Source organism: Allobosea thiooxidans (genome assembly GCF_900168195.1).
Taxonomy (GTDB): Bacteria; Pseudomonadota; Alphaproteobacteria; order Rhizobiales; family Beijerinckiaceae; genus Allobosea; species Allobosea thiooxidans.
Window position 1 is genome coordinate 38,831 of sequence record NZ_FUYX01000005.1, and the last position, 24,740, is coordinate 63,570.

At 67.7% G+C, this 24,740-nt stretch carries 20 protein-coding genes and 1 other annotated feature; of the genes, 5 read left to right on the forward strand and 15 right to left on the reverse strand.

The window, feature by feature from the left end; all coding sequences use genetic code 11:
- Positions 1-167: 167 nt before the first annotated feature.
- Positions 168-1,399, forward strand: a protein-coding gene (locus B5Y19_RS10700; RefSeq protein WP_139384352.1) for an IS3 family transposase whose coding sequence is annotated in 2 segments (ribosomal slippage) — positions 168-459 and positions 459-1,399 — 1,233 coding nt in all. Because the reading frame shifts where the segments join, the coding sequence is not laid out codon by codon here.
- Positions 452-568: a sequence feature (AL1L pseudoknot), on the forward strand. (Overlaps the previous gene by 117 nt.)
- Before the next feature lie 339 nt (positions 1,400-1,738).
- Here B5Y19_RS10700 and B5Y19_RS10705 read toward each other — a convergent pair.
- The 4 genes from B5Y19_RS10705 to B5Y19_RS10720 all read right to left on the reverse strand — a co-directional run bounded on the left by B5Y19_RS10705 (position 1,739) and on the right by B5Y19_RS10720 (position 5,432).
- Positions 1,739-2,428 carry an ankyrin repeat domain-containing protein gene (locus B5Y19_RS10705; protein WP_055729658.1) on the reverse strand — a complete coding sequence of 230 codons (690 nt, stop codon included), beginning with the start codon at positions 2,426-2,428 and terminating at the stop codon, positions 1,739-1,741.
- A gap of 83 nt (positions 2,429-2,511) precedes the next feature.
- Positions 2,512-3,000: a GlcG/HbpS family heme-binding protein gene (locus tag B5Y19_RS10710; RefSeq protein WP_055729657.1), complete on the reverse strand. Its 489-nt coding sequence runs from the start codon at positions 2,998-3,000 to the stop codon at positions 2,512-2,514.
- A gap of 276 nt (positions 3,001-3,276) precedes the next feature.
- Positions 3,277-3,882, reverse strand: coding sequence for a response regulator transcription factor (locus tag B5Y19_RS10715; RefSeq protein WP_079591463.1), 606 nt, complete (start codon positions 3,880-3,882; stop codon positions 3,277-3,279).
- The gene (locus B5Y19_RS10720) at positions 3,879-5,432 is read right to left on the reverse strand and encodes a sensor histidine kinase (RefSeq protein ID WP_055729656.1); all 1,554 of its coding nucleotides are present in this window, start codon (positions 5,430-5,432) and stop codon (positions 3,879-3,881) included. Before B5Y19_RS10720 ends, B5Y19_RS10715 begins: the two co-directional genes overlap by 4 nt.
- A 204-nt stretch (positions 5,433-5,636) precedes the next feature.
- Between B5Y19_RS10720 and B5Y19_RS10725 the strand changes: the two genes are divergently transcribed.
- The 3 genes from B5Y19_RS10725 (at position 5,637) to B5Y19_RS10735 (ending at position 9,149) form a co-directional block, all read left to right on the forward strand.
- Positions 5,637-6,659, forward strand: coding sequence for an amino acid ABC transporter substrate-binding protein (locus B5Y19_RS10725; RefSeq protein ID WP_055729655.1), 1,023 nt, complete (start codon positions 5,637-5,639; stop codon positions 6,657-6,659).
- 188 nt (positions 6,660-6,847) lie between these two features.
- Positions 6,848-8,020: an amino acid ABC transporter permease gene (locus B5Y19_RS10730; protein WP_055729654.1), complete on the forward strand. Its 1,173-nt coding sequence runs from the start codon at positions 6,848-6,850 to the stop codon at positions 8,018-8,020.
- Position 8,021: 1 nt separating this feature from the next.
- Positions 8,022-9,149, forward strand: coding sequence for an amino acid ABC transporter permease (locus tag B5Y19_RS10735; protein ID WP_079591464.1), 1,128 nt, complete (start codon positions 8,022-8,024; stop codon positions 9,147-9,149).
- Positions 9,150-9,198: 49 nt separating this feature from the next.
- Here the strand turns inward: B5Y19_RS10735 and B5Y19_RS10740 are convergent, their stop codons facing one another.
- The 10 genes from B5Y19_RS10740 to B5Y19_RS10785 all read right to left on the reverse strand — a co-directional run bounded on the left by B5Y19_RS10740 (position 9,199) and on the right by B5Y19_RS10785 (position 22,201).
- Positions 9,199-10,740, reverse strand: a complete 1,542-nt coding sequence (locus B5Y19_RS10740) for a gamma-glutamyltransferase (RefSeq protein ID WP_139384354.1) — start codon at positions 10,738-10,740, stop codon at positions 9,199-9,201.
- Positions 10,740-11,651 (reverse strand): polysaccharide deacetylase family protein, encoded by a 912-nt coding sequence (locus B5Y19_RS10745; protein WP_055729652.1) that lies wholly within the window; start codon positions 11,649-11,651, stop codon positions 10,740-10,742. Before B5Y19_RS10745 ends, B5Y19_RS10740 begins: the two co-directional genes overlap by 1 nt.
- A 10-nt stretch (positions 11,652-11,661) precedes the next feature.
- Positions 11,662-12,447 carry an SDR family NAD(P)-dependent oxidoreductase gene (locus B5Y19_RS10750; protein ID WP_055729651.1) on the reverse strand — a complete coding sequence of 262 codons (786 nt, stop codon included), beginning with the start codon at positions 12,445-12,447 and terminating at the stop codon, positions 11,662-11,664.
- A 10-nt stretch (positions 12,448-12,457) separates the two neighbouring features.
- On the reverse strand, positions 12,458-13,309 hold the full coding sequence (locus tag B5Y19_RS10755) for an ABC transporter permease (RefSeq protein ID WP_055729650.1): 852 nt from the start codon (positions 13,307-13,309) through the stop codon (positions 12,458-12,460).
- On the reverse strand, positions 13,306-14,232 hold the full coding sequence (locus B5Y19_RS10760) for an ABC transporter permease (RefSeq protein WP_055729649.1): 927 nt from the start codon (positions 14,230-14,232) through the stop codon (positions 13,306-13,308). Before B5Y19_RS10760 ends, B5Y19_RS10755 begins: the two co-directional genes overlap by 4 nt.
- 6 nt (positions 14,233-14,238) lie before the next feature.
- A complete protein-coding gene (locus B5Y19_RS10765) occupies positions 14,239-15,744 on the reverse strand; it encodes an ABC transporter substrate-binding protein (RefSeq protein WP_055729648.1) in 1,506 nt (501 codons plus the stop codon).
- Between the two features lie 84 nt (positions 15,745-15,828).
- Entirely contained in the window at positions 15,829-17,340 is a 1,512-nt protein-coding gene (locus B5Y19_RS10770) for an ABC transporter substrate-binding protein (RefSeq protein ID WP_055729647.1), read from the reverse strand.
- On the reverse strand, positions 17,337-18,116 hold the full coding sequence (locus B5Y19_RS10775) for a GntR family transcriptional regulator (RefSeq protein ID WP_055729646.1): 780 nt from the start codon (positions 18,114-18,116) through the stop codon (positions 17,337-17,339). The genes B5Y19_RS10770 and B5Y19_RS10775 overlap by 4 nt, the downstream gene beginning before the upstream one ends.
- Positions 18,117-18,424: 308 nt before the next feature.
- Complete coding sequence (locus B5Y19_RS10780) at positions 18,425-21,139, reverse strand: bifunctional diguanylate cyclase/phosphodiesterase (protein WP_079591465.1); 2,715 nt, start codon at positions 21,137-21,139, stop codon at positions 18,425-18,427.
- 30 nt (positions 21,140-21,169) lie between these two features.
- The gene (locus tag B5Y19_RS10785) at positions 21,170-22,201 is read right to left on the reverse strand and encodes a TRAP transporter substrate-binding protein (RefSeq protein ID WP_055729714.1); all 1,032 of its coding nucleotides are present in this window, start codon (positions 22,199-22,201) and stop codon (positions 21,170-21,172) included.
- A 272-nt stretch (positions 22,202-22,473) separates the two neighbouring features.
- On the opposite strand from B5Y19_RS10785, the gene B5Y19_RS10790 reads away from it, so the two are divergent.
- Entirely contained in the window at positions 22,474-23,028 is a 555-nt protein-coding gene (locus B5Y19_RS10790; protein ID WP_055729644.1) for an NADPH-dependent FMN reductase, read from the forward strand.
- A gap of 22 nt (positions 23,029-23,050) precedes the next feature.
- Here B5Y19_RS10790 and B5Y19_RS10795 read toward each other — a convergent pair whose 3' ends face one another.
- Positions 23,051-24,601, reverse strand: coding sequence for a VOC family protein (locus B5Y19_RS10795; protein WP_079591467.1), 1,551 nt, complete (start codon positions 24,599-24,601; stop codon positions 23,051-23,053).
- Positions 24,602-24,740: the final 139 nt, after the last annotated feature.

A 24,740-nucleotide genomic window follows, 5' to 3' on the forward strand; every position in this document is an offset into this window, starting at 1 on the left:
TCTTCCCTGATGGCTGGCGCCGGTGGGCTCGAGCCGGGCCTTCCGTTGAAGATTTTTGCGCCTTACAACCAGGGCGGGCACAAAGAAAATTAGGTCGTCGCTTCGGAATTTTTTAGCTGAACCGCCCCGGGTTTGTCGGAGGCCCCAACTCCTGAGAGGATGGGGCTATGACGAGCAAGACGACGAACAAGTTCTCGCCTGAGGTGCGTGCGCGCGCGGTGCGGATGGTGCTGGATCACGAAGCCGAGCATCCGTCGCGCTGGGCGGCGATCACGTCGATTTCGGGCAAGATCGGCTGCACGGCGCAGACGCTGAGCGAGTGGGTGAAGAAGGCAGAGATCGACAGTGGCCGAAAGGCCGGGCTGACGACGGACATGGCGGCCAAGCTCAAGGCTCTCGAACGCGAGAACCGCGAGTTGCGGCAGGCCAATGAGATCCTGCGCAAGGCATCGGCGTATTTTGCCCAGGCGGAGCTCGACCGCCGACACCGGTCATGATCGCCTTCATCGACGATCACCGCGGGGCCTATGGGGTCGAGCCGATCTGCAAGGTGCTGCCGATCGCCCCGTCAACCTACCATGAGCATGCCGCCAAGCGGATCGATCCGGGGAAGCAGTCGGCTCGGGCGAAGCGGGACCTGGAGCTGAAGCCGCAGATCGAGCGCGTGTTCGGGGAGAACTTCGAAGTCTATGGCGCGCGCAAGGTCTGGCGGCAGATGTTGCGCGAGGGGTTCGACGTTGCACGATGCACGGTCGAACGCCTGATGGCCGGCCTCGGCCTGCAAGGTGTCATTCGCGGCAAGCCGATCCGCGCGACCGTCCAGGACAAGGCCGCGCCGCGCCCGCTGGATCATGTCAACCGGGTGTTCCATGCGCCGGCGCCGAACATGCTGTGGGTCTCGGACTTCACCTACGTTTCGACCTGGTCGGGCTTCGTCTATGTCGCCTTCGTCATCGATGCCTATGCTCGGCGGATCGTCGGCTGGCGCGTATCCCGGACCGCACACGCCAGCTTCGTGCTCGACGCGCTGGAGCAGGCGCTGCATGAGCGGCGGCCCATCCATCGGGGCGGCCTCGTGCATCATAGCGACCGAGGCTCTCAATATGTGAGCATCCGCTATACTGAGCGCCTTGCCGAGGCAGGCATCGAGCCCTCCGTCGGCAGTGTGGGCGACAGCTATGACAACGCGCTCGCCGAGACGATCAACGGTCTCTACAAAGCCGAGCTGATCCATCGGCGCGGGCTTTGGCGATCCTTAGAGGCCGTGGAGTTCGGGACACTGACCTGGGTCGACTGGTTCAACCATCGCCGGCTGCTGGAGCCTATCGGCAATATCCCGCCGGCCGAAGCCGAAGGACGCTATTACGCGATGCTGGACGAGCCAGCCATCGCAGCCTGACTCAAACCAAACGGCCTCCGGCGAACCCGGGGCGGTTCAACAGGGCGCGCCCTGAAGCTCGGAATTCGCGGCGATTACCAGCCTCGAAGGATCGTCGTTTCAATCCTTGAGACCGCATAACAATGCGCATAACATGTTGCAGTCAGCGAAGGATTTTTCGTCGGATTTCCAGCCTGATCGGCGAGTCCCCTAGGGAGCGCCATTCGCCGTAGGCGTTGATTTTCCAGCGAAAAATTGAAAATGCCGGGTGCGTACGTACGCAGGGATGTACGCACGACATGGCGACCCATTTGACACGTCAAACGTTGGGGTGGACCTACCAGCGACCCGCGCGCGAGCTCAGCGTGCGGGGGCCGCTTCGAGCAGCGCGACCATGGCAGCGTATCCGCGCGCGCGGGCATGCCGCAGCGGCGTGGCGCCTTGCCTGTCGGCGAGGTTGCGATCGGCGCCGGCCGCGAGCAGGGCCCGCACGGTCTCGATATGACGCTTGCCGCCATCGCCGAGGATCACCGCTTCGATCAGGGCGGTCCAGCCGAGATTATTGACGTGATCGAGCGGCGCGCCGGCCTTGATCAGCTCGCGGACGATGCCGTCATGGCCGAGATGCGCGGCGGCGATCAGCGCTGTGCCGTCATAGCGGCTGGTGGTGAGCTTCGCCGAGGCGCCCGACGCCAGCAGGGCCTTCAGCGCCGGCACGTCGTTGCTCACGGCGACGATGGTGACCGCATCATAGTGCTGGTTGTCGAACAGACCGGGATCGGCTCCGGCGGCGATCAATAGGCGGATCGCCTCCACCTGGCCGCGGAAGGCCGCGACATGCAGCGGCGTGCGGCCATTGCCGTCGCGCGCATCGAGCTTCTCGCCGACGCCTGCGAGACGACGAATGACCGCGGCATCGCCGGAGGCGGCCGCTGCGTGCAGGCCGCGATAGGCGGCGAGCTCGGCTGCGTCGGGGGGCGTCTGCGCGACGGCCCGGCCGCTCAGGTTGGCCGCGACCAGGGCCAGGGCGATCAGCAGCATCCTCGCCATGGCGGCGCTCCTCCCAAGGAATAGAGGAGGCAGGCGGCCGCTTTCGCAACCGCCTGCCTTGTTGTTTCAGGTCTGATCCGGACTCAGCGGAGCTTGGCCTTCACCTTCTCGATGCCGGCATTGGCGCATTCCTCGTCGAGATGGCCGCCCGGCGCGCCACCGACACCGACCGCGCCGATCACCTCGTCGCCGACCTTGACCGGCACGCCGCCGCCGAGCAGCAGGAAGCCCTCGATCGCGGCCATGTTGCGCGCGGCCGGGTTCTTTTCCACGCCTTCGGCGATCGCGCCGGTGGCGTTGCGGGCGGAGGCGGCGGTGAAGGCCTTGTCACGGCTGGCCGCGACGGTGTGCGGGCCGGCCTTGTCGGCGCGGAGCACGGCGCGGGTGACGCCGGCGCGGTCGACGACCGTGGCGGTGACGTTGAAGTTCTTGGCGGCGCAGGCCTCGACGGTCGCCTGCGCGATCTCCTGGGCGATGGCGAGCGGCATGTTGCGCTCCTGCAGAACCTGGGCGCCGGCGGCGGCGGGAACGAGCGCGAGCACAACGGCGGCGGCGAAACGGATCTGGGTCATGGTCTCTCCGAGACTGAAGCGAGGACGAGCCGTGAGCTCGATGACCCCGAAATAGCGGGTCCCGGCCGGGGTTTTGATCGGTGCGGTGCCGGAGCCTTCTCCGTAGTCCTACGGAGAAGGCCATCCTACGGCGCTGTTCAATTCGCTGAACTGGCGGTCATTGCAAGGAGCAAAGCGACGAAGCAATCCAGGGGGATTGGGTGGAGCGTTTCATCTGGTCCCCCTGGATTGCTTCGCTGCGCTCGCAATGACGGTGCTGCACAAGCGCAAGCCGCTCTATCCCTCCAGCGCGAAGCGCACCATCTCGGCGACGGAATTCGCGCCGAGCTTCTCGGCAATGTTCGCGCGGTGGGTTTCGACGGTGCGCGGCGAGACGTCGAGCGCCCGCGCGATCTCCTTGGTCGACAGTCCCGCGGCCACGAGGTCGAGGATCTCGCGCTCGCGCTGGGTCAGCTTCGCTCGCAAGGCGTCGCGACCGGCACGGGCAGCCTCGGTCCGGTTGCGCGCATCGAGTGCCGCGAACGCCGCCTCGACCGCTTCGAGCAGCACCTGTTCATCGATCGGCTTGGTGAGGAAATCGACCGCGCCCGCCTTGAAGGCGCGCCGGCAGGCGGCGACGTCGCCATGGCCGGTAATCATCACCGTCGGCATGCCGCCGGCCTCCTTGGCCATGCGCTCCAGCAATTGCAGGCCGGAGGTGCCGGGCATGCGGATGTCGACGACGAGGCAGCCGTCCTGGCGCGGGTCGGGCCGCTCGAGGAAGGCTTGCACACCGGCAAAGGGGCGAGGTGCGAAACCCATCGTGCGCAGCAACAGGACCAATGCGTCGCGCACATCGGCATCATCGTCGATCAGGTACACGATCCGTGGCGCGGGCTTCATTCCGCCGCCATCCCGAGTTCGGCCGCGAGCGCCGGAAAGCGTACGGTGAAGACCGCGCCGCGCTCAGGCCCGTTGCGCGCAGCAATGCGCCCACCAGCCGCCTCGACCAATCGTTCGCAGAGCGGCAGACCCAGCCCCATGCCGCTGCTCTTGGTCGTGAAGAACGGCTCGAACAGGCGCGCCATGTCGGCCTCCGCGATGCCCGGCCCGTCATCCGCAACGGCGATTTCGGCGTCCCCGTCGACGAGGCGCGTGGCCAGGACGATCTCCCGGCGTCCGGCCGGCATGGCTTCCACCGCCTCCGCCGCGTTGCGGACGAGATTGTGCACCACCTGCTCGATCGAGACGCGGTCGAGCAGGGCCTGCGGCCCTGGCTGGCTGAGCTCCAGCCGGAGCGTGACGTTGCGCTCCTGAAGGTCGCGCTGGCCGAGCTCGACCACGTTGCTGACGATGCGGTTGAGATCGTTGCGCTGCCGCTGCGGCTCCCGCCGCGTCACATAGGCCCGCAACCGCTCGAGGATCTCGGCGGCACGCCTCGCGTGGCGGACATTCGCCTCGAGCACCCCGAGGAGATCGCCGGGCACGGCCCCGCCCGACCGGGCGAGGCGCAGCCCCGCCTGGCTCTGGCTCAGGATCGCGGTCAGCGGCTGGGTGATCTCGTGGGCGATGCCGGAAGCCATCTCGCCGACGGTGTTGACCCGCATCGCATGGGCGAGCTTCGCATCATGCTCGTGCAGGCGCACCGCCTCGCGCGCCCGCCGGCTGGCGCGCCGCTCCCGAAGCACGGCCAGCAGCAGGAAGAGGCCAAGGCCCGCGGCGACCGGCCAGCCGAACAGCAGGCCCGGCGGCAACAGCTCGGCCGGGGCCGGCCGTCGCGCCAGCGCCAGCACCAGCGGCTGCGACCGGCTGCCGAGCGCCTTCTCGAAGGAGAGCTCCGGGATCCATGCCCCCGCCGGCAGCGGCCAGCCATGCTGGACGATGGCTTTCCCAGCCGCATCGCTCAGCTTCAGCGCGGCATCATCCGGCAAACCACCTTCCGGTTCCGTCAGAAGCCGCGCATCGATGACGAGAACGAGCGCCCGTGACCCGTGGCCAGCATCCGGCACGCGCTTGATCAGGGCGTAGAACGGGCTGCCCGAGCGGCTGGTCAGCGTGACGGCCTGGCCGGGCGCGAGGTCGCCGACCCGCCGCGCCAGCGCCGCCGGATCGAAATCGCCGAGGCTGGAAGGCGCGCCGCCGACAGGGGCGCCAGCGGAGAGATCGACCTCGATCAGCTCGACGGCGGCGATCCGGGGATAGAAGCGCTGCATCGCCTCGATCACCGCCCGGAAGCTCGCCGATTCCGCATTCGAGCTGGCGAGCACCGCCGCGAGGCTGGTGAGATGCGCGTCGTGCTGGTCGACGCGCTGGGAGACGATCCGGTGCAGCGTCGTCCCCTCGCGCTGGAGCGTCTCGCTCGCCCGCATGAATTCGACGAAGGCGCCGATCCCCAGCCCGACGAGTGCCAAGGGGATCCACAGGAGGAGAAAAGGGGCGAGGCGCGGCTTCAAGGATCGCATCCGGTTTCGCACCGAACCTACCGCGCCGGGCCGGCGCCGTCACGATCGGACCGGTTCCAGCGGCGCTTCATCGTCAGCATGAAGATCTGCCCCGAGGGACGCCTGCGATGCTCTTGCGGTCGCAATCCCGCCCCAATAGGCTCCTCTTCGACGCGCGGAGACAGGCGCGCACAAGGGGAAACGCCTATGCCAAAGATGTTCAGCAAGCTTGTCGCATTCGGCCTCGCCGCTGCGGCCTTTTCCGTATTCGCGGCACCTGCCTCGGCGCAGGCGACGCTCGAGGGCGTCAGGAAGCGCGGCAAGGTGCTCTGCGGGGTCTCCCCGACGGCGCCGGGCTTCTCCTATGCCGACGACAAGGGCGTTCGTCAGGGCTTCGACGCCGACGTCTGCCGCGCCGTCTCCGCCGCCGTCTTCGGCACGCCGGACAAGGTCGATTTCGTTCCGCTCAACACCAATGTGCGCTTCCAGGGCCTGCAGTCCGGCGAGGTCGACCTGCTCTCGCGTCAGACGACTGCGACCTTCTCGCGCGACGCCTCGCTCGGCCTCGATTTCGCGCCGGTCGTCTTCTATGACGGCCAGGGCCTGATGGTTTCGACCAAGCTCGGCGTGAAGAGCGCAGCCGAGCTGTCGCAGTCGGCCGTCTGCATCCTGCCGGGCACGACGACGCTGCAGAACCTCGAGGACTATTTCAAGCCGCGCAACATCAAGTACGAGGCGGTCGTCTTCGAGAATCCCGATGAGTGGCGCAACGCCTTCTTCTCCGGCCGCTGCGACGTCATCACCACCGACCGCTCGGACCTCGCCTCGGTGCGTGCCATCGCCAACGACCCGAAGCAATACGTCATCCTGCCCGAGACCATCTCGAAGGAGCCGCTCGCCCCCGTCGTCCGCCAGAACGACAGCAACTGGCGCGACATCGTCTCCTGGACGGTCAACGCCCTGATCGCGGCCGAGGAATACGGCATCACCAAGGGCAATATCGACGAGCAGCTCAAGAGCAAGGACCCCGAGGTCCAGCGCCTGCTCGGCGTCAACGGCGACCTCGGCAAGATGCTGAACCTCGACAACAAATGGGCCTACAACGCGATCAAGCAGCTCGGCAATTACGGCGAGCTCTTCGAGCGCCATCTCGGCGAGAAGACCCCGCTCGGCCTGACGCGCGGTCCGAACCAGCTCTGGAACAAGGGTGGCCTGATCTATTCCCCGCCCTTCCGGTGATCCCGGCCATCGCATCGGACCGGAATCTGGAATCCGCTTTCCGGACGATCCGATGCGCCATCAAAAACATGGATCGCTGTTGCCGCGTCCGACGGGACGCGCGGCGACCTGCCATGCGTTCCCTCGTTTGAACTGAGACCGCCGGCCGCCAGGGCGTGGCCGGCGCGTCCCCAGCCTGGAACAGCACGATGGCCAATTCAGCTTCCAGCCCGGTGCGGCTGCTCTATGACGTGCGCGTTCGCGCCGTGCTCTATCAGGTCGTCGCGGTCGCCCTCGTCCTCGGCATCGGCCTCTATCTCTTCGGCACCGTCTCGCGGAAGCTGGCGGAGCAGAACATCGCGACCGGCTTCGATTACCTCTCCCGGCCTGCCGGCTTCGTCATCAGCCAGTCCTTCATCTCCTACGATTCCGGCAATACTTACGGCCGGGCCATTCTGGTCGGGTTGCTCAACACGATCTGGGTCTCGGTCTTCGCCGTCATCCTTTCGACGGTGCTTGGCCTCGTCGTCGGCATCGCCCGGCTGTCGCGCAATCCGCTGCTCTCGACGCTGGCGCTGCTCTATGTCGAGGCGCTGCGCAACGTGCCGCTGCTGCTCTATCTCTTCCTCTGGTACGCGCTCATCGTCGCGGTCTTTCCACCGGTGCGGGAGGCCTGGCAGATCCTGCCCGACGTCTTCCTCAGCAATGGCGGCCTGATCATGCCGTCGATACGCTGGTCCGCTGCCCATACCGGCGTGCTGGCCTCCGCCACGATCGGCATCGTGCTCGCATTCGTCGTCGCGGCCTTCATGCGGCGCCACCGCGTCGCGTCCGGCCACGCCCGTGCCGCCTGGCCCTTCGTGCTCGCCGCGCTCTTCGTGCCACCGTTGATCGGCTTCCTGCTGTTCCAGCCCGATCTCGTGGTGAACTGGCCGGAGAAGGGCCGCTTCCGCATCACCGGCGGCCTGCAGGTGACGCCGGAATTCACGGCGCTGCTGGTCGGGCTCGGCCTTTCCGCCTCGGCCGGCATCGCCGAGATCGTGCGCGCCGGCATCCTCTCGGTCGGGCGCGGGCAGTGGGAGGCGGCGCGTTCCGTCGGGTTGCACGACCGCCAGACCATGCGGCTCGTCGTGCTGCCGCAGGCGCTGCGCGTGATCATACCGCCGCTGACCAGTTCCTATCTCTCGACCTTCAAGAACTCCTCGCTCGCCATCGCCATCGGCTATCCCGATCTAGTGATGGTCTCCAACACGACGATGAACCAGACTGGGCAGGCGATCGAGGGCATCGCCATCTTCATGCTGGTCTATCTGGGCATGTCGATCGCGATCTCCATGCTGATGAACTGGTACAACGCCCGCGTCGCGCTGGTGGAGCGCTGAGATGGCCAACCTGACCGACACGGCCATCCTCGGCACGGCACCGCGGGAGCGACCGCCGCAGGGCGAGAGCAACGGGTTCAAGCTGCTGAAGCCCTATATCGGCACGCCCTTCAATGCCGTCATGACCTTCGCCTGCCTCTGGCTGATCTATCGCATGGTCGCCGGCGCCTGGGGCTGGCTCGTCACCCGTGCCATCGTCGAAGGTGGACCGCAGACCTGCAAGGCGGCAGCCGGCGCCGGCGCCTGCTGGCCGTTCCTGGCGGCGAAACTGCGCTTCATGGTCTTCGGCTTCTACCCTTACGACGAGCACTGGCGGCCCGCTCTGGCGGTGCTGCTCTTCCTCGGCGCGATGATCGTCTCAATGATCCCGCGCTTCTGGTCCCAGCGGCTGCTCTGGCTCTGGCTCACGGTGGTCGTCGCCTGCGGCGTGCTGATGTATGGCGGGCTGTTCGGCCTCTCCGTGGTCAACACCACGAGCTGGGGCGGGTTGCCGCTCTCCTTCATGCTCTCCTCGGTCGGGCTCGCCTTCGGCTTCGTGCTCGGCGTCCTGCTGGCGCTGGCACGCTCGTCGAAGCTGCCGGCGATCCAGGTCATCGCCGTCGTCTTCATCGAGATGGTGCGCGGCGTGCCGCTGGTCTCGATCCTGTTCATGGCCTCGGTGATGCTGCCGCTGTTCATGCCCGACGGCGTGACCATCGACAAATTGCTGCGGGCGCAGGTCGCGATCATCATATTCGCCGGCGCCTATATCGCGGAGACCGTGCGCGGCGGCCTGCAGGCCGTGCCGAAGGGCCAGCATGAGGCCGCCGCCGCGCTCGGCCTCGGCTACTGGCTGTCGATGCGCAAGATCGTGCTGCCGCAGGCGCTGAAGATCGTCATTCCCCCGTTGGTCAACATCTTCATCGGCTTCTTCCAGGACACGACGCTGGTCACCATCATCGGCCTGCTCGACTTCCTGGACACCGTGCGCTCGGCGATGCGCGATCCGGCCTGGCAGGGCATCGCGGTACTCGAGGGCTATGTCTTCGCGGCGCTGGTCTACGCCGTGTTCAGCTACGGCATGGGCTCTTACAGCCGCTTCATCGAACGGCGCCTGAAGACCGATCACAGCCACGGCAGGAGCGGCTGAGCACGGCGCCCGAACGAGGGCGCCCCGTTCGCCGGCCCGGCCGCGGCGCTCAGGCCGCGGCTGCGACGACCGCCGCCCAGGGGCTGGTCGGATGCGCCATGCCGACGAAGCCGCCTTCTGCGGCCATCACGGCCGAGGGGATCGAGAAATTCACGGGATAGAGCGTGTCCTCGACGATCTCGATCGGAAAGGCGCCGGCGACGGTCGCCGCGACATTGGCTTCGGCACGTGCGTCGATCTTGATGCGCGGCGTCGAGGCGTCGAGGCGCGGGCGGTGAAAGACCTCCTCCAGCGACAGGCCGAAATCGGCCATGCCCGAGATCAGCTGCAGCAGCGTGGGGAAGATGGTGCGTCCGCCGGCCGCGCCGATCGAGAGCACCGGGCGGCCTGCCTTGCTCAAGACGAGCGGGCACATATTGGCCAGCGGCTTCTTGCCCGCCGCGATGGCGTTCGGCTGGCCGGGGCGCGGGTCGAACCACATCATGCCGTTGTTCATGATGATGCCGGTCCGGGGCAGCGCGACCTTGGCGCCGAAGCGCGACAGCAGCGTGTTGGTCAGCGAGACCATGGTGCCGGTGCGGTCGACCACGCTGACATGCGAGGTGCACCCGGCCTGCGGCGTCGCGGCATGGCCGAGCGTGGTCAGGCGCTTTTCATAGGCCTCGCGGATGGCTGTGGCATAGAGCAAGGCCGTCTGGGCAGGCGGGGTTTCGCGGGACAGCGGGCCATCGACGAGACGCTGCGCCGCGTCGAAGAAGGTCGGTCCGCCGCTCAGACCCGGGATCGCGGCGATGTCGAAATCGCGATAGCGCCCGGTCAGCGCCGGTGCCCAGACGACCTCGTAGGCGGCGAGGTCGCCGGCGCGCAGCGGCGAGCCGCCGGCTTCGAGATCGGCCGCGATCAGAGCGGCGCTCTCGCCTTCGTAGAAGTCGCGTGCGCCGGCCTTGGCGAGCCGGCGCAGCAGCCCGGCCTTGAGCGTCATCGGCTTGAAGCGCCGGGTGTCGGCACCGGCCTTAGGGCCATGGCCGTCGTCGAGTAGGATCGCCGACAGCACCGGGTCGCGGGCGAGGCCCGGCGCTTCGATCGCGATGCACAAGGCGGCAAACCAGTCGATCTCCAGCCCGCGCTCGGCGTGCTCGATCGCCGGCTGGAGCGCCTCCTCCCAGGATATCGAGCCGTGGCGCTCGAGGGCCGCAGCGAGCCCGGCGATCGCGCCGGGTACGCAGATCGCGCCATAGCCGGAGACGTTGCGGTCGCCGACCACAGAGGGCCAGCTGAACCAGTTGCCGGCCTGGGCGTCGGCGAGCGGGTAATCGGCCGGATCGAGCCCGGCGGCCGAGCGGACATTGAAGTCGAGCGTTTCGGTCGCTCCGGTCCTGCCGTCAGCATGGACGAGGAAGCCGCCGCCGCCGATGCCCGACAGCCAGGGCTCGACGGTGCTGAGCACGAGCGCGGCGACGACGGCCGCATCCATGGCATTGCCGCCGCGCGAGAGCACGGCCGCGCCGGCTTCGGCAGCATGACGGTTCTGGGCCGCGACGAGGCCGTGGGGCGAGTGAACGGCGGGCCGCCGGATGCTGAAGGTCTGCATCAGCGCTGCGCCTTGAAGCGATGCGGGGTGCTGGCCTCGGCCAGGCGCAGCGGCACGGCGAAGCGCTCGGCATTGGCGCTGGCGGCGTGATGGGCGGCGACCTCGCCGACGGTCGCGATCCAGGTTCCCGGGGAGGCGGTGACGACGTCGAGCAGTTTTTCCAGCATGCGGATGCGACCGGCTCGGCCCGAGATCCAGTCATGAATCGTCAGCATCATCATCCGCCCCTCGCGATGCAACACATGCCATTCGTCGAGCCAGGCCTCGAGGATGCCGCCCTGAGGCGAGGGTGGGGCCCGGTCGGTCGAGCTGCCGGTGAAACGGAAATAGATGGCGTCGTCCACGGCCCAGAGCACCGGCACCTGCGTCACGCCATCGATGGTGTAGGGGTGGTCGAAACCCATCAGCGAGGAATCATAGAGACCGCGGCGCTTGACCTCGGCCAGCATGAAGGGGGTCATCTCCCAGGCCGGCGAGCGGAAGCCGACCGGGACGATGCCGGCCTGGCTCTTGAACAGGGCCAGCGATTCATCGAGCGCCCTGGCGAACTCCTCGGGGCCGGCTTCGGTCGCGAGCTCGTGGAAATAGCCGTGCAGGCCGATCTCGTGGCCGCGGGCGACGAAGGCCGGCAGCAGCTCCGGATGGTTCTTGGCGACGAGGCCCGGCACGAACATCGTCGCCTTGATGCCGTAGCGGTCGAGCAGATCGAGAATCCGCCAGATCCCGATGCGCGGCCCGAACAGGCGCTGCTCGATCTGGCCGAGCGTCTGCGGGGCGTCGGTTGCCAGGCTCCATTGATAGGGGCTCTCGGCATCGACATCGACGGTGAAGCAGAAGGCGCTGCTCTTGCCCTGCGGCCATTCATAGGCCGAGACGGGGAAGCGCGCCGGAGGAAGGCTGGCCTGGTTCATGACGCAGCCCTCACAACGCGCTCTTCTTGTCCTGATGGACCGCGAGCGTTCCGGCCGAGTTTCCGCCATCGACCGTCAGCGTCGCGCCGGTGACGTAGGAAGACGCGTCGCTGGCGAGATACAGCAGGGCGTTGCCGACATCCGTGCGCGAGGAGGCGCGGCCGAGCGGGATCTGGGCGACGGTATTGCGGATATGCGCTTCGGACAGATTGCTGACCGTGCTGCCGGCGGCGAAGCCCGGCTCGAGCGCGTTCGAGCGGATGCCGTATTCGGCGAGCTCGACGGCGAAGCCCTTGGTCAGGCGGTCGAGCGCTGTCTTCGAGGTGGAGTAGACGGTGGCCGTGCGCCGCATCTTGCGCGAGGCACCTGATGAGATGTTGATGATCGAGCCCTTGATACCCTTGCGTACCATCTGCGTCGCCAGCTCGCGGCTCAGGATGAAGGGCGCGCGCAGGTTGATCGAGAAGATGCGGTCGAACTCCTCGGTGGGCGTGTCGAGCAGGAAGGCGCTGGGATAGATCCCGGCATTGTTGACGAGGATGTCGGCGGCGCCCCAGCGCCTCCCGATCTCGTCCGTCAGCGCCCTGATCGAAGCCTCGTCGGTGAGATCGGCGGTCTTGACGAAACTGTCGCCGCCGAGGCCCAGCGCCCCGGCAAAGGCTTCGAGCTCGTCTCCCTTGGCGTCGGTCAGGGCCAGTGTCGCGCCGGCCTCGTGCAGCGTCTCGGCGATCCATTTGCCGATCACGCCGCAAGCCCCGGTGACGAGTGCGCGCTTGCCCTTGATGTCGTCGAACATGGTCCGGTCCTCAGCGAAAATGGGGGTCGAGACGATCGCGCACGGCGTCGCCGGTCAGGTTGACGGTGAGCACCAGCACGAACAGGCAAAGCCCGGGCAGCGTCGCGACCCACCAGGCGGTGGCGACGTAGTTGCGGCCGGTGGAGAGCATCGAGCCCCAGCTCGCCGTCGGGGGCTGCACGCCGAGGCCGAGGAAGGAGAGCCCGGCCTCGAACAGGACCATCAGGCCGAATTCCAGGGTCGCCACGACGATCAGCGTCCCTGCGATGTTGGGCAGGATGTGCAGGAAAAGGATGCGCGCATTGCCGGCACCGGCGAGCACTGCGTTCTCGACATAGGACATGCCGGCCGTCGCCAGCGTCTGCGCATGCGCCACGCGGGCATAGCGCGGCCAGCGCGTCAGGGCGAGCACCAGGACGACATTGACCAGGCTGGGGCCGAGCACCGCGACGGTGATGATGGCGAGAAGCACCGCCGGGATGGACAGAAACACATCGGCCACCCGCATCACCGCGGTTTCGACCCAGCCGCGTCGATAGCCGGCGATCAGCCCGAGCGCGGTTCCGACCGCGCCGGACAACAGGACGGACAGCACGGCGACGAGCAGCGAAACGCGCGTGCCATAGATGATCCGGCTGAGGAGATCGCGGCCGAGCTCGTCCGAGCCAAGCCAGTAATGGAAGCTGCGCGACACCGTGCCCGGCGGCTTCAGCCGGCCGATCAGATTCTGGACATTGGGATCGTAGGGAGCGAGCAGGGGCGCACAGACCGCGGTCAGGACGAAGAGCGCGAGAATGCTGACCGGCCACCAGCGCTTCAGCGGGAAGCGGCGGCGGGGCTGCGCGACGGCCGGGGCGTTCATCGTCCACCCCCCAGCGCGATGCGCGGATCGACGATGCTATAGAGGAAGTCGGAGAGCAGATTGAGCCCGACGGTGACCAGGGCGCCCAGCATGACGACGCCCTGCACCACCAGGAAGTCGCGGGCGAGGATGGCCTGGACCGTGACCTGGCCGAGCCCCGGCCAGGCGAACACCGTCTCGACGATGACCGCGCCGGCAAGCAGGTTGGAGATCTCGAGCGCTGCCACGGTGATGAGCGGGATCGCGGCGTTGCGCGCGACATGGCGCAGGAGCAGGCGCGTCGGCCCGACGCCTCGGGCCCGCGCGGTGCGGACATAGTCGCGGGTGAGCTCTTCGATCAACGCCGCCCGCGTGATCCGCGCGAAGGTCGCCATCGAAAGCAGCCCGAGGGCGATGGAAGGCATGACGAGATGCGAGAAGCCGCCGGTCGAGGATGGCGGCAGCCAGCCCAGCGAGACGGCGAAGAGCAGGATGAGGAGGATGCCGCTCCAGAAGGTCGGCATGCTCTGGGCGGCGAGCACGATGCCGGCGGCGATCTTCGCGGCCGCGCTGTCCCGAAACAGCGCGAGCAGGATCCCGACCGGGATGCCGATGCCGCAGGCGACCGTCAGCGCGCCGCCTGCGAGCATCAGCGTATAGGGCAGGCGCGAGGCGATGATGTCGACCACCGGCACGCGCTGCACCACCGACTGGCCGAGATCGAAGCGGGCGAGATCGGCGAGGAAGCCGAGATACTGGACGACGAGCGGCCGGTCGAAGCCCAGCGCGTGGCGCAGGGCCTCGATATCCGCCTGTGTCGCGGTTTCCGGCACCAGGAGATAGGTCGGATCCCCCGTCAGGCGCTGGACGAAGAAGATCAGCGTCGCCACGCCGAAGATCGTGACCAGCGCCTGCCCGGCGCGCTGGAGGAGGAAGCTGGCCACGCCGCGTCAGTCCTTCCAGCTCATGCGGTTGACGAAGATGCTTTCATTGGGCGTGGGCGTCCAGACGAGGTTCTTGGCCGTGCCGTACATCTGCGCCGCCTGGTAGAGCGGGATCACGTAGTTCTCGCTGGCGATGCGCTCATGCACGATCTTGTAGGCGGCGAGCCGCCTGGCGGGGTCGAGCGTCTGGCGCCCGGCTTCGAGCGCTTCCTCGATCGCCTTGTCCTTGGCGTTGGCCCAGCCGCTGGCGCTGTGCAGGATCGGGAACAGCACGCCGTCGGCATCCTGGCAGCCGCAGGACCAGCGGCTGAAGGCGAGGACCGGGATGGAATCGGGGCCGCTCTGCATGCGCTTCAGCCAGGAGCCCATATCCGTCATCTCGATCTTTACGCTGAGACCGGCGTCGACGAGCATCTGCTGCAGCGCCTGCACGACGCGCTGGTCGTAGACCGGCGCGGTCACCAGCGCGATTTCCTGCTTGGCTTTGGGGCCGGCCTCGGCGATCAGCGCCTTGGCCTTGGCGAGATCGAAGGGCTGATCCTTGATGCCCTCGACGAAACCCTCATGGGCTGGCGAGAGCATCTCCGCGAGAGGCTTCTCATAGCCGCCGAGGACGCCGTCGGTGATCGCCTGCTTGTCGATCGCGAACGCGATGGCGCGGCGTACGCGCGGATCGTTCAGCGGCTCCTTCTGCACGTTCATCGCGAGATAGGCGACGCGCTCGGTCAGCACCGGCACGGGCTTGGCGCGTTGCGAGGTCTTGAGCTGGGCGGCGAGGTCGCCATCAAGATTCGCAGCGAGATCCGAGGTGCCGGCCATCAGATTGGCGACGCGTGTCGCGGCATCGGGAATGGCGCGGAAGACGACGCTCGGGAACGGCGCCTTGGTGCCCCAATAGGCATCGTTGCGGGCCAGTGTCACCGAGACGCCGCGCTGCCAGCTCTCGAACTTGTAGGGACCGCTGCCGACCGGCTTGAGGTTGAAGGCGTCCTTGCCCACGACCTCGACGACCTTCCGCGGCACGATCGAGAGCTTCACCAGCTGCGCCAGCAATGCCGGATAGGCTCCTTGCGTGGTCAGCGTCACGGTCTTGGCGTCATCCGCCACGGCGTCGGTGATCTTGTCGAACTGGCCGAGCTGCGGGCTGGCGAATTTGGGATCGGTGATGCGCTTGACGCTGTAGACCACGTCCTCGGCGGTCAGCCTGGAGCCGTCATGGAAGGTGATGTCGTCGCGCAGCTGGAACTGGATCTTCGTGTCGGAAAGCTGCTTCCAGGAGGTCGCGACCTGCGGCGCGATCAGGCCCTTGTCGTCGCGGGTGACGAGGTTGTCGAAGATGTTGCGGTAGACGTAGTAGCTGTCCGGATTCCACTGGACGTGCGGATCGAGCGAGTTCGGCTCGCCGACGAGATCGATCGTCAGGCGCTCCTTGGCGGCGAAGGCCGCGCCGCCCGGCAGCGCCAGAGCCATGGCGAGGAGCGTGCAGGCAAACATCTTCCGTGTTCGTTTCATGACATCATCCCCTTTTTTGTTGTGTGGGCGCCCGGGTTGCTTCGGGCGCCCGGCCTTGCGGCGGCGTGGCGCCGCCATGCGTCGTCAGTCGCTCCAGCTCATCCGATTCAGGAAAAGGCTCTCATTCGGGGTCGGCTGCCATTTCAGGCTTTTGGTCGCGCCATAGATGACGGCCGCCTGGTAGAGCGGGACCAGCGGCGCTTCCGCCGCGATGATCTCCTGGACCTGCTTGTAGGCGGCGAGCCGCTTGTCCTTGTCGAGGGTCTGGCGGGCCTCCTCGAGCAGCTCATCGGCCTTCGGGTTGCGATAGGCCGACCAGCCGCTGCTCTTGTGGATCAGCGGGAACAGCACGCCATCGGCATCCTGGCAGGCGCATGACCAGCGCCCGAAGCTCAGCGTCGGGTTGCCGGCCAGCCCGGCCTGGGAGCGCTTGAGATAGCTCGCCATGTCCGACATCGCGATCTTGACGGTAAAGCCGGCATCGCCGAGCTGCTGCTGGATCGCCTGGACGATGCGCTGGTCGAAGACCGGCGCGGTCGCGAGCTCGATCTCGGCCTTGGCGGCAGGGCCGGCCTCGGCCACGAGCGCCTTGGCCCTGGCGAGATCGTAGGTCGGGGCCTTCAGACCTTCGACCCAACCGAAGCTCGCCGGCGTGCCCAGTTGCGAGACCGGCTTGTCGAAGCCGCCGAGCAGCCCGTCGACCAGCCCCTCCTTGTCGATCGCATAGGCGGCGGCTAGGCGCAGCTTGACGTTGTCGAAGGGAGGCTTCGACGTGTTCAGCCTGAGATAGGCGACGCGCTCGGTCAGTCCGATCAGGGCTTGCGCCTTCGGCGCGCTTTTGAGCTGGGCGGCCTGGTCGGCGTCGAGCGTGACGCCGAGATCGCTGGTGCCGGCCTGAAGGTTGGCGAGCCGCGTCGCGCCGTCCGGCACGGCGCGGAAGACCACGGTCGGGAACGGGCCCTTGGCGCCCCAATAGGCATCGTTCCTGGTCAGGACCACTTCGACGCCGCGCTGCCAGCTTTCGAACTTGTAGGGCCCGCTGCCGACCGGCTTCAGGTTGAACGCGTCCTTGCCGACCGCTTCCACGATCGCCTTGGGAACGATCGAGAGCTTGACGAGCTGCGCCAGCAGGGCCGGATAGGCCCCGTCCGTGGTCAGCTTCACGCTGGTCGGCGAGAGCGCCGTCGCGCCCGTGATCTTGTCGAACTGGCCGAGCTGCGGGCTGCCGAATTTGGGGTCGGTGATGCGCTTGACGCTGTAGACGACATCGTCCGCGGTCAGCTTGGAGCCGTCATGGAAAGTGATGTCGGGGCGAAGCTGGAATTCGATCTCCGTATCCGACAGGTATTTCCACGACGCCGCGACTTGCGGGACGATCTCGCCCTTGTCGTCGCGGGTGACGAGATTGTCGAAGATGTTGCGGTAGACGTAGTAGCTGTCGGGGTTCCACTGAACCTGCGGATCGAGCGAGGACGGCTCGTTCACGAGATCCACCACGAAGCGCTCCTTGGAGGCCCAGGCCGGGGCGATGCTTCCCAGAGCGAGGATCGCGGCGCAGGCGGCAGCGAGAGGATAGGTTCGCCAGGCAACGGTCATGACTGCTTCTCCTTCGATGAGGGGATCGGCCGATCGGCTGCGATGGGCGGCGATTGATGGGCGCCGCGTCGGCGGGCAGAACGCGCTTGCGGGCGGGGCAGCTGCGCTGACATGGCGAGGAAGCCATGGGCAACCGCGTCGGCGAAGAGCTTTTGGTCGCGTGCGATCGCCTGCCTGGCCAGATCGGCGTGGCCGGCGGCGAGCGCCGCAACCAGCTCGCCGAGATCCGCCGGGGGGATGGCGTGGCCGCCGAGATCGAGCATCCGCACGATCCGGTCCGAATGGTCCCAGATTCCGCCGAGCCAGTCGCGCGCGAAGACGCCGGCGCCGGTCGTGAGCAGATCGCGCAGCTGGCGCTCCGCGACGCGGGCCGTCGCAAGCGCTGCAAGCTCGGTCCGGCCGGATACGGACTGCACCATCCCGAGCAGCGTCGTCGCTGTCGCGAGTGCCGGCTCCGCCAGCCTGTGCGCTGCCAGCGACGGCTCGAGCCGGCGCCGCCCGTCCAGCACCGCGGCGATCAGAGCGCCATCGATCGGCGCGATCCGCCAACCCTGGCGCGCATGCCGGCTGACGAAGCGAGCCGCCGCGAGCTCCGTCAGCGCGACACGGACGCTGGCACGGCCCAGGCCGAAGCGCTCGGCGAGCGCCGCCTCATGGACGAAATCGCCGGGCGCGAGTTCGCAGGTGACGACCGCCTTGCGCAGCCGCCTTATCGCGACATCGAGCCGGGCTTCGGCAACCGGGGCGGGAGCGAAAGGCGATGCGGTATCGAGCATGAGCCGAAGCTTGGAACGCTTTGTGAGATTTCACAAGCGTGTTGTGAGATTTTATATGGCCTGCAACGGCGTGCTCGGGGTGTCTCGCGGAGACGCTTGTCCATTATCCGCATGTTCGGGGCGTCTGGTTCGCGGCAAGGCTGCTCCGGCGCAGCGCGGTCGTCGGCCCACTGCCGGAAAGCAGGCCTCGCCGGCCCATGCTGCGGTTCCCTAGGAGTTTCCGGGCTCCGCCTGCTCCGGCAAGCGCGCCGGATCGGCGCGGCCGCTTCGGGAGGCACGCCGGCCGGCGCCCTGCGGGACCGGGTTCGTCAGACCAGCCGCGAGCGCGGGGCCGCGGTCGTCTGGCTCCGCTCCGAGGAAATCGGCCCGAAGATCGTGGTGTGAGCGGCTTGCAGGATCGGCTGCGGCTCGCCCAGCAGGAACCCCTGCGCTTCCGTGCAGCCCGCCCGGTGAACCGCATCGAGCTGGTCGAGCGTCTCGATGCCCTCCGCGGTGGTCGCCATGCCGAGCTCGGCCGCAAGCGCCGCGACGGCCGTGACGATGGCGGCGCTGTCGGAATGGATCGTCATGTCGCGGACGAAGGAGCGGTCGATCTTGATCTTGTCGAGCGGGAAGAGCCGCAGATGGCTCAGGCTGGAATAGCCGGTGCCGAAGTCGTCGAGCACGATGCGAACGCCGAGATCCTTGAGGCTCTTCAGCGTCCCGAGATTCCGGTGGTCGTTGGCCAAGAGCGCCGTTTCGGTGATTTCCAGCTCGAGCCTCGCCGGATCGAGGCCAGTCTCGTTCAGAATGTCGCGCACGGTCGCAACCGTATCGCCGAAGATCAATTGCACCGGGGACAGATTGACGGCGATCCTTGGCTCGCCCGGCAGCCGGACGGCGTCCATGCATGCCTGGCGGATGACGCTCTCGCCCAGCTCGACGATCAGCCTGGTCTCCTCCGCCAGCGGAACGAACTCCGCCGGCCCGACCAGCCCCCGTTCCGGATGGTGCCAGCGCAGCAGCGCCTCGAAGCCGCAGAGCTTGCGGGATTTCAGCTCGTAGATCGGCTGGTAGGCCAGCTCGAACTGCCGCTCGTCGATGGCTTTGCGCAAATCCGCTTCCATCGCGATGCGCGCCCGCAGCTGCTCGTCCATCTCGGCCGTGAAGACGCAGCACACGCCTCGCCCCCGGGCCTTGGCCTGATAGAGCGCGAGGTCGGCCTGCTTCAGGAGGAGGTCGGCATCGCAGTCGGATCCCTCTGCAACGGCGATGCCGACACTGGCAGAGATGGAGATTGTTCGATCCCGGATCAGATAGGGCTCGCTGAGCACCTCGATGATGCGGGCAGCCAGAGCTTCGGCCTGCTGCGGCTGCCCTGGGTCGAGGCTGAGAACCGCGAACTCGTCCCCGCCCAGGCGGGCGACGCATCCGGTATCCTGCACGCAGGCCGCCAGCCGTTCCGCCACGGACAGGAGCAGCAGATCCCCGATCGGGTGCCCGAGCGTGTCGTTGACGTCCTTGAAGTGATCGAGGTCGAGGAACAGCAGGGCGACCGGCCCCTGGTCGCCCGCCGCTCGCAGCAGCGACTTCGCGATCTGGGCACGGAAGGCGAAGCGATTCTGCAAGCCGGTCAGATCGTCATGGTGAGCCAGGAAGCGGATGCGGCTTTCCTGCTCGACGAGGGCCGCGTTCTGCCGCCTCGCCTCCTCGAAGGCCTCGTTCGCCCGCGTATTGGCGGCGGCCAGTTCCGCGAGCGCGGCCTTGAGCACGGTGACATCGGTGCGGATTCCGACGATTCCGCCATCCGCAGTCCGGCGCTCCGTGATGAGGAGCCAACGGCCGTCCGGCAGCAGGCGCTCGATCGAACCGCTGCCCTTCCGATGCCAGGTGACGACATCCTTCACGAACTCATCGAGGTCGCCGGTCGCCTGAGGATACTGTCCCAGCTCGGCACCTCTGCGGATGATTTCCTCGAAAGGTGCGCCGATGGCCATGAACGGCGCGCTCACCGAATAGAGCTCGCGATAGCGCTGGTTGCACGTCACCAGCCGGTCGTTCTCGTCCCACATCACGAAGCCGTCGGACATGGCCTCGATCGCGTTCTTAAGGACGGCGGCGGCTCGCGCACGCTCGGCATCCGCACGCTCCCGCTGGCGGATGGCGAGAAAGATCGCCCCGGCGAAGGCGCCGAGCAGCAGGGTCGCGACCGCAGCCGCCAGCATCGTCCGGCGACGGTCCTTGCGCCAATCCGCCAGGAGTGTGGCACTCGGTGCGGACAGGACGACGCGGATATCGCCGTAGAGCGAGGCCCGCGCCACGTTCAAGGTGCTGGATTCGCTTCTTCGCTCCCCGATCAGGAAGGCTTTTCCGTTCACCGCCTGCTCGGGCAGCGCAGGGCTGCGGAGCTTGCCGGTGAGCAGTTCGTCATGCGGCAGCGCGGCGACGAGTTGCCCGTTCGCGCGTTCCAGGACGATCTGCGTGCCAGCGTCGACCCCGGTTTCGGCCAGCAGCTTCATCAGCGTGTGCAGGGGCACCTCGGCGACGGGGACGATGCCGTTCCAGGCGGGGATCCTGCGTGCGACATAGAGCGACCAGTCTCCGGTGACGGCATTGCGCAGGGGACCGATGAGGTTTGTCGGCGCGCGCCCCGCCGTCGCAACATCCAGCGGCAATGTGCGGTGCGTGCCGCCCGACCGGGCGGAGGCTATGATGCTTCCGTCCGGCCCGATCAGCAGGAGGTCGCGAAACGCCATCGTCTGGAAATTGAGGCCACGGAGCAGGCGGCTGGCTGTCTCCCTCTGGTCTGCTCCGACCCGTGCGACCTCGAACAGGGTTTCGAAGCTCGCCAGCGCTCCGTCGACTTGCAGCAATTGCCGGTTGAGCGCGTTCTCGACAGCCACGGCAGAGCTTTCGAGAGACTGCTCCGCAGCGCGCCAGGCGGCCTGCTCCCGCTGTCGGACGAGATGGCTCCCGCCGATAGCGGCCGCCATCAGGATGACGACCACTCCTGCTCCGACCATCAACTTAAGGCGATTGAGCATCGATCCTCATCGAGCCGGAGGCGAAGGACGTCATGGTGCCGTGACCTCGATGGCATGGAGCGGCTTGAGGTAGGCGTTCCAGGAAGACACGCAGTCCTGGCCGCAGCGTTCGAACCAGCGCGGCAGGACCGTCTCGGCGAGGAGGCGGCGGCGGCGCGCTTCGTCCGAAGTTGAAGTGGGAACGACGACCATCGGCCGCTCGAGCTTGCCGGAACAGACGGCTGTGCCGGCATTGCAGGCCAGCCCCCGCTGCGTGTCTTCCTCCGCCTGCGCCCAGATTCGCTCCTCGAGCCGGCGCACACCCTGCCGGATGGTCTCGCGCGTATCCGCCGGCAGCGCGTCCCAATGGCCGGCATTGGCTCCGAAGATCGAGACGCCCCAGCTCAGAGCGAGCGAGTGGACGGCGGTGGTGACGCTCGGCAAGCCGATCTCGTAGCCGCTCAGCGTTCCGGTGATGGCGCAGTCGGCGACGCCGTTCCGCAGCGCAGCCACCGTTTCCGCAAAGGGCAGGACCATGGGAACGGCGCCGATGGCAGCGATCAGTTCGGATTGTCCGACCGACGAGGTGCGAACCTTCCGGCCGGAGAGGTCGTCGAGCCCCTTGAAGGGCTTGGCGCAGAAGAGAACCTGCGCCGGGTGGACGTAGATTCCGAGGAGCTCGATGGAGTAGCGGTCCCGCAATACGGTCTGGAGGCGCTCGCGAAAGGCGCTCACGGTTCGGCGCAGCGTCGCCACGTCCGGATTCAGCGCGGGCAGGTCGACGGCGTTCAGCTCCGGCTCCTCTCCGGCGACGACGCTCAGCAGCGCCGTGCCGAACGAGACCACGCCGAGCCGCATGAGCTGGAGCATTTCCTGGTTGCGCAGCCCGCCGGCATCGAGCGGCCGGATCGTGGCGCTGATCCGCCCCGCCGAGAGGGCGCCGATCTCGGACTGCCAGAAGGGCTGTTCGATCTTCGTGTACTGGGTGACGCCGGCGAGCCCGCCGATGATCTGCAGCCTGATCGGTTCCTCGGCGTGCGTCCGGGTCGGGACGGTGCAGATCGCGACGGCGCCGACCAGCATTGCCAACGCAGTCGCGCCGCGGCCGCGCCTGCGCGGACGATACGCGATCGCATTCTTGCGAAGCCTGTTCATTTCGCCCCGGCGGCAGCTGTGCTCGACGGGCGATGTTCCGCCATCGCGGTTAATTGCGGTTGAATCGGCGGGCTCGGGGTTTCCTGATCGCGAAAGAAGCTCCCAGTCGCCTCGCTCAGGGTGGCCATGACCGGGGACATGAGTCAGCATCGGATTCGACTGCGCGGCCCGATGTGGGATCGCGCGGTGAGGGATGGGCGATGACACGGCTTTTGGGAATCTCCGGCAGCTTGCGGAAGGCGTCCTTCAACACCGGCCTGCTGCGGGCCGCGATCGATCTGACCCCGGATGGCGCGACGCTGCAAGCGGGCAGCATCGAGGGCATTCCGCTCTACAATGGCGATGACGAACGGGAGCAGGGTGTCCCGGCCTCGGTGCAAGCCCTCAAGCGGCAGCTGGCCGAGGCGGAGGGACTGCTGCTGTTCACGCCCGAGTACAACAACTCGCTGCCGGGCGTGTTCAAGAATGCGATCGACTGGCTGACGCGGCCGGCTTCCGACATCAAGCCGCTGTTCGGCGGCAAGCCGGTTGCCGTGCTCGGCGCCTCTCCCGGCGGGTTCGGGACGATCCTGGCGCAGGATGCCTGGCTCCCGGTGCTGCGCACGCTCGGGACGAAGCCATGGTTCGAGGGACGCATGCTGGTGTCGCGGGCACAGAGCGTCTTCGATGCCGATGGCAATCTGGTCGACGACGCCACGCGCCAGCGACTCGGCCAGTTCCTCGCCGGGTTCGCCGCCTTCGTCGCCAGCCGGTAAGGTTCCTGCCAGCCCCTGCGCGTCAGGATGCCCGACGCGCCAGCCAGTCCGCCGCCAGGTCGCCGTCCAGCGGCGTGAGGGCATGCCCGGCCGCTATGGCATGGGCTTCGACCATTGCGCCCGCTGCGCGCAGGGCGGTTTCGAGGGGAACGGCGAGGTCGCGATAAGGGTCGTCGTTGCCGGTGAGCATCAGCACGGAGGCGCCGGAGAGCGCTGCGGCCGGCGGCGCCTCCAATACTGCCGCGGGGCGCAGCAGCACGGCGCGCTGCGCCAAGCCGGGGTGAAGCTGCATGGCTGCGGCGAGCAGGTTGGCGCCGTTCGAGTAGCCGAGGAAGACGATGCGTTCCGGCGCAAGGCCGTAGGCCGTCTGCGCCTCGGCCATGAAGGCCGCGAGGGCCTCGGCTTCGAAGCGGATGTCGTCCTGGTCGAAGGAGCGCTCGGAGCGACGCCGGAACCAGCGCGACGTTCCTTCCTCCGTGCTGCGGCCGCGCAGGCCGAGCAGGGTGGCGTGGGGGGCGATCCGATGCGCGAGCGGCATCAGGTCGGTTTCGTTGCCGCCGCTGCCATGGAGCAGCACCATCACGCTGCCGTCGGGTGCGGCCGGTTGATGGAAGCGATGCACGAAGGGCAGTTCGCGGTAGATCACCCGCTCCTCGCCGGGCAGCGCGAATTGCGGCAGGACGATGCGGATGGCGTCGCTCTCGTCCTGAGCGGCAGGGGGGACGAAGAGCCGGGTCCCGAGCGTTTCGACCGGCTCGTCCAGGGTGAAGCCGGGGCCGTCCGTGGCGAACTCGATCAGCGTCCCGCCCGGCTCGCGGACATAAAGCGAAGTGAAATACTGGCGGTCATGCAGCGTCGTCGGGCTGGAGTTCAGCTTGGAGAGGTCGCGCTCGATGCCCGAAAGCCGGGCGGTGTCCGGAACGCGGACCGCCACATGGTCCGCCGTGCCGGTGCCGGGAATCCCTGGCCAGAACCCACCGGCATCGCGGATATCGAGGCTGTCGCCCGTGTCGGCGAGCAGGCGCTCGGCGCTGCCTTCGCGCGCCTGGCGGGCAAACCCCGCATGCGCCGTCAGGAAATGCACGGTTTCCTCGGTGGTCGCGGAGAGCAGCGTCACGCCGCGCAGGCGGTGGATGCGATGCTCGGGCGGAATGCTGGCGGACGCCCAGCCTTCGCCAGTCAACGTGCTGCCGACCAGCTTGACCACGAAGCCATCGGGATCGCGCAGGCGCAGGACGGTCTCGCCGAATTCCTGCAGCGGTCCCTCGGTCGGGATGCCGAAGCGCAGGGCGCGCTCCAGCCAGAAGCCGATCGCGGCGGGGGCGACGGCGAAAGCGATCTCGCTCACCTGACCATGGCCGGCGCGCCCGGGCGAGCCGTCCTCCCAGACCAGGAAGGTGACGAGCGAGCCCGGCGAGCCATGTTCGTCGCCATAGAAGAGGTGGAGCTGGCGAGCGTCCTCATAGCCGCCCGTGCGCTTCACCAGCCGCAGGCCGAGGAAGCCGAGATAGAAATCGACATTGGCCTGCACCTTGCGGGTGATCAGGGTGACGTGATGGAGACCGCTCGTCACGAAAGACCTTCTCTTGCCGATGGTTTGTGGACAGTTCGGGCTGCGACGCGCGGGGCTTCCGGCGGCTCGAAGGTGGCCCGGTGCAGCATCCGGCAAGCATAGGGTGTGGCCGGAGCGCTGGAAAGCTCACGCCGCAGGG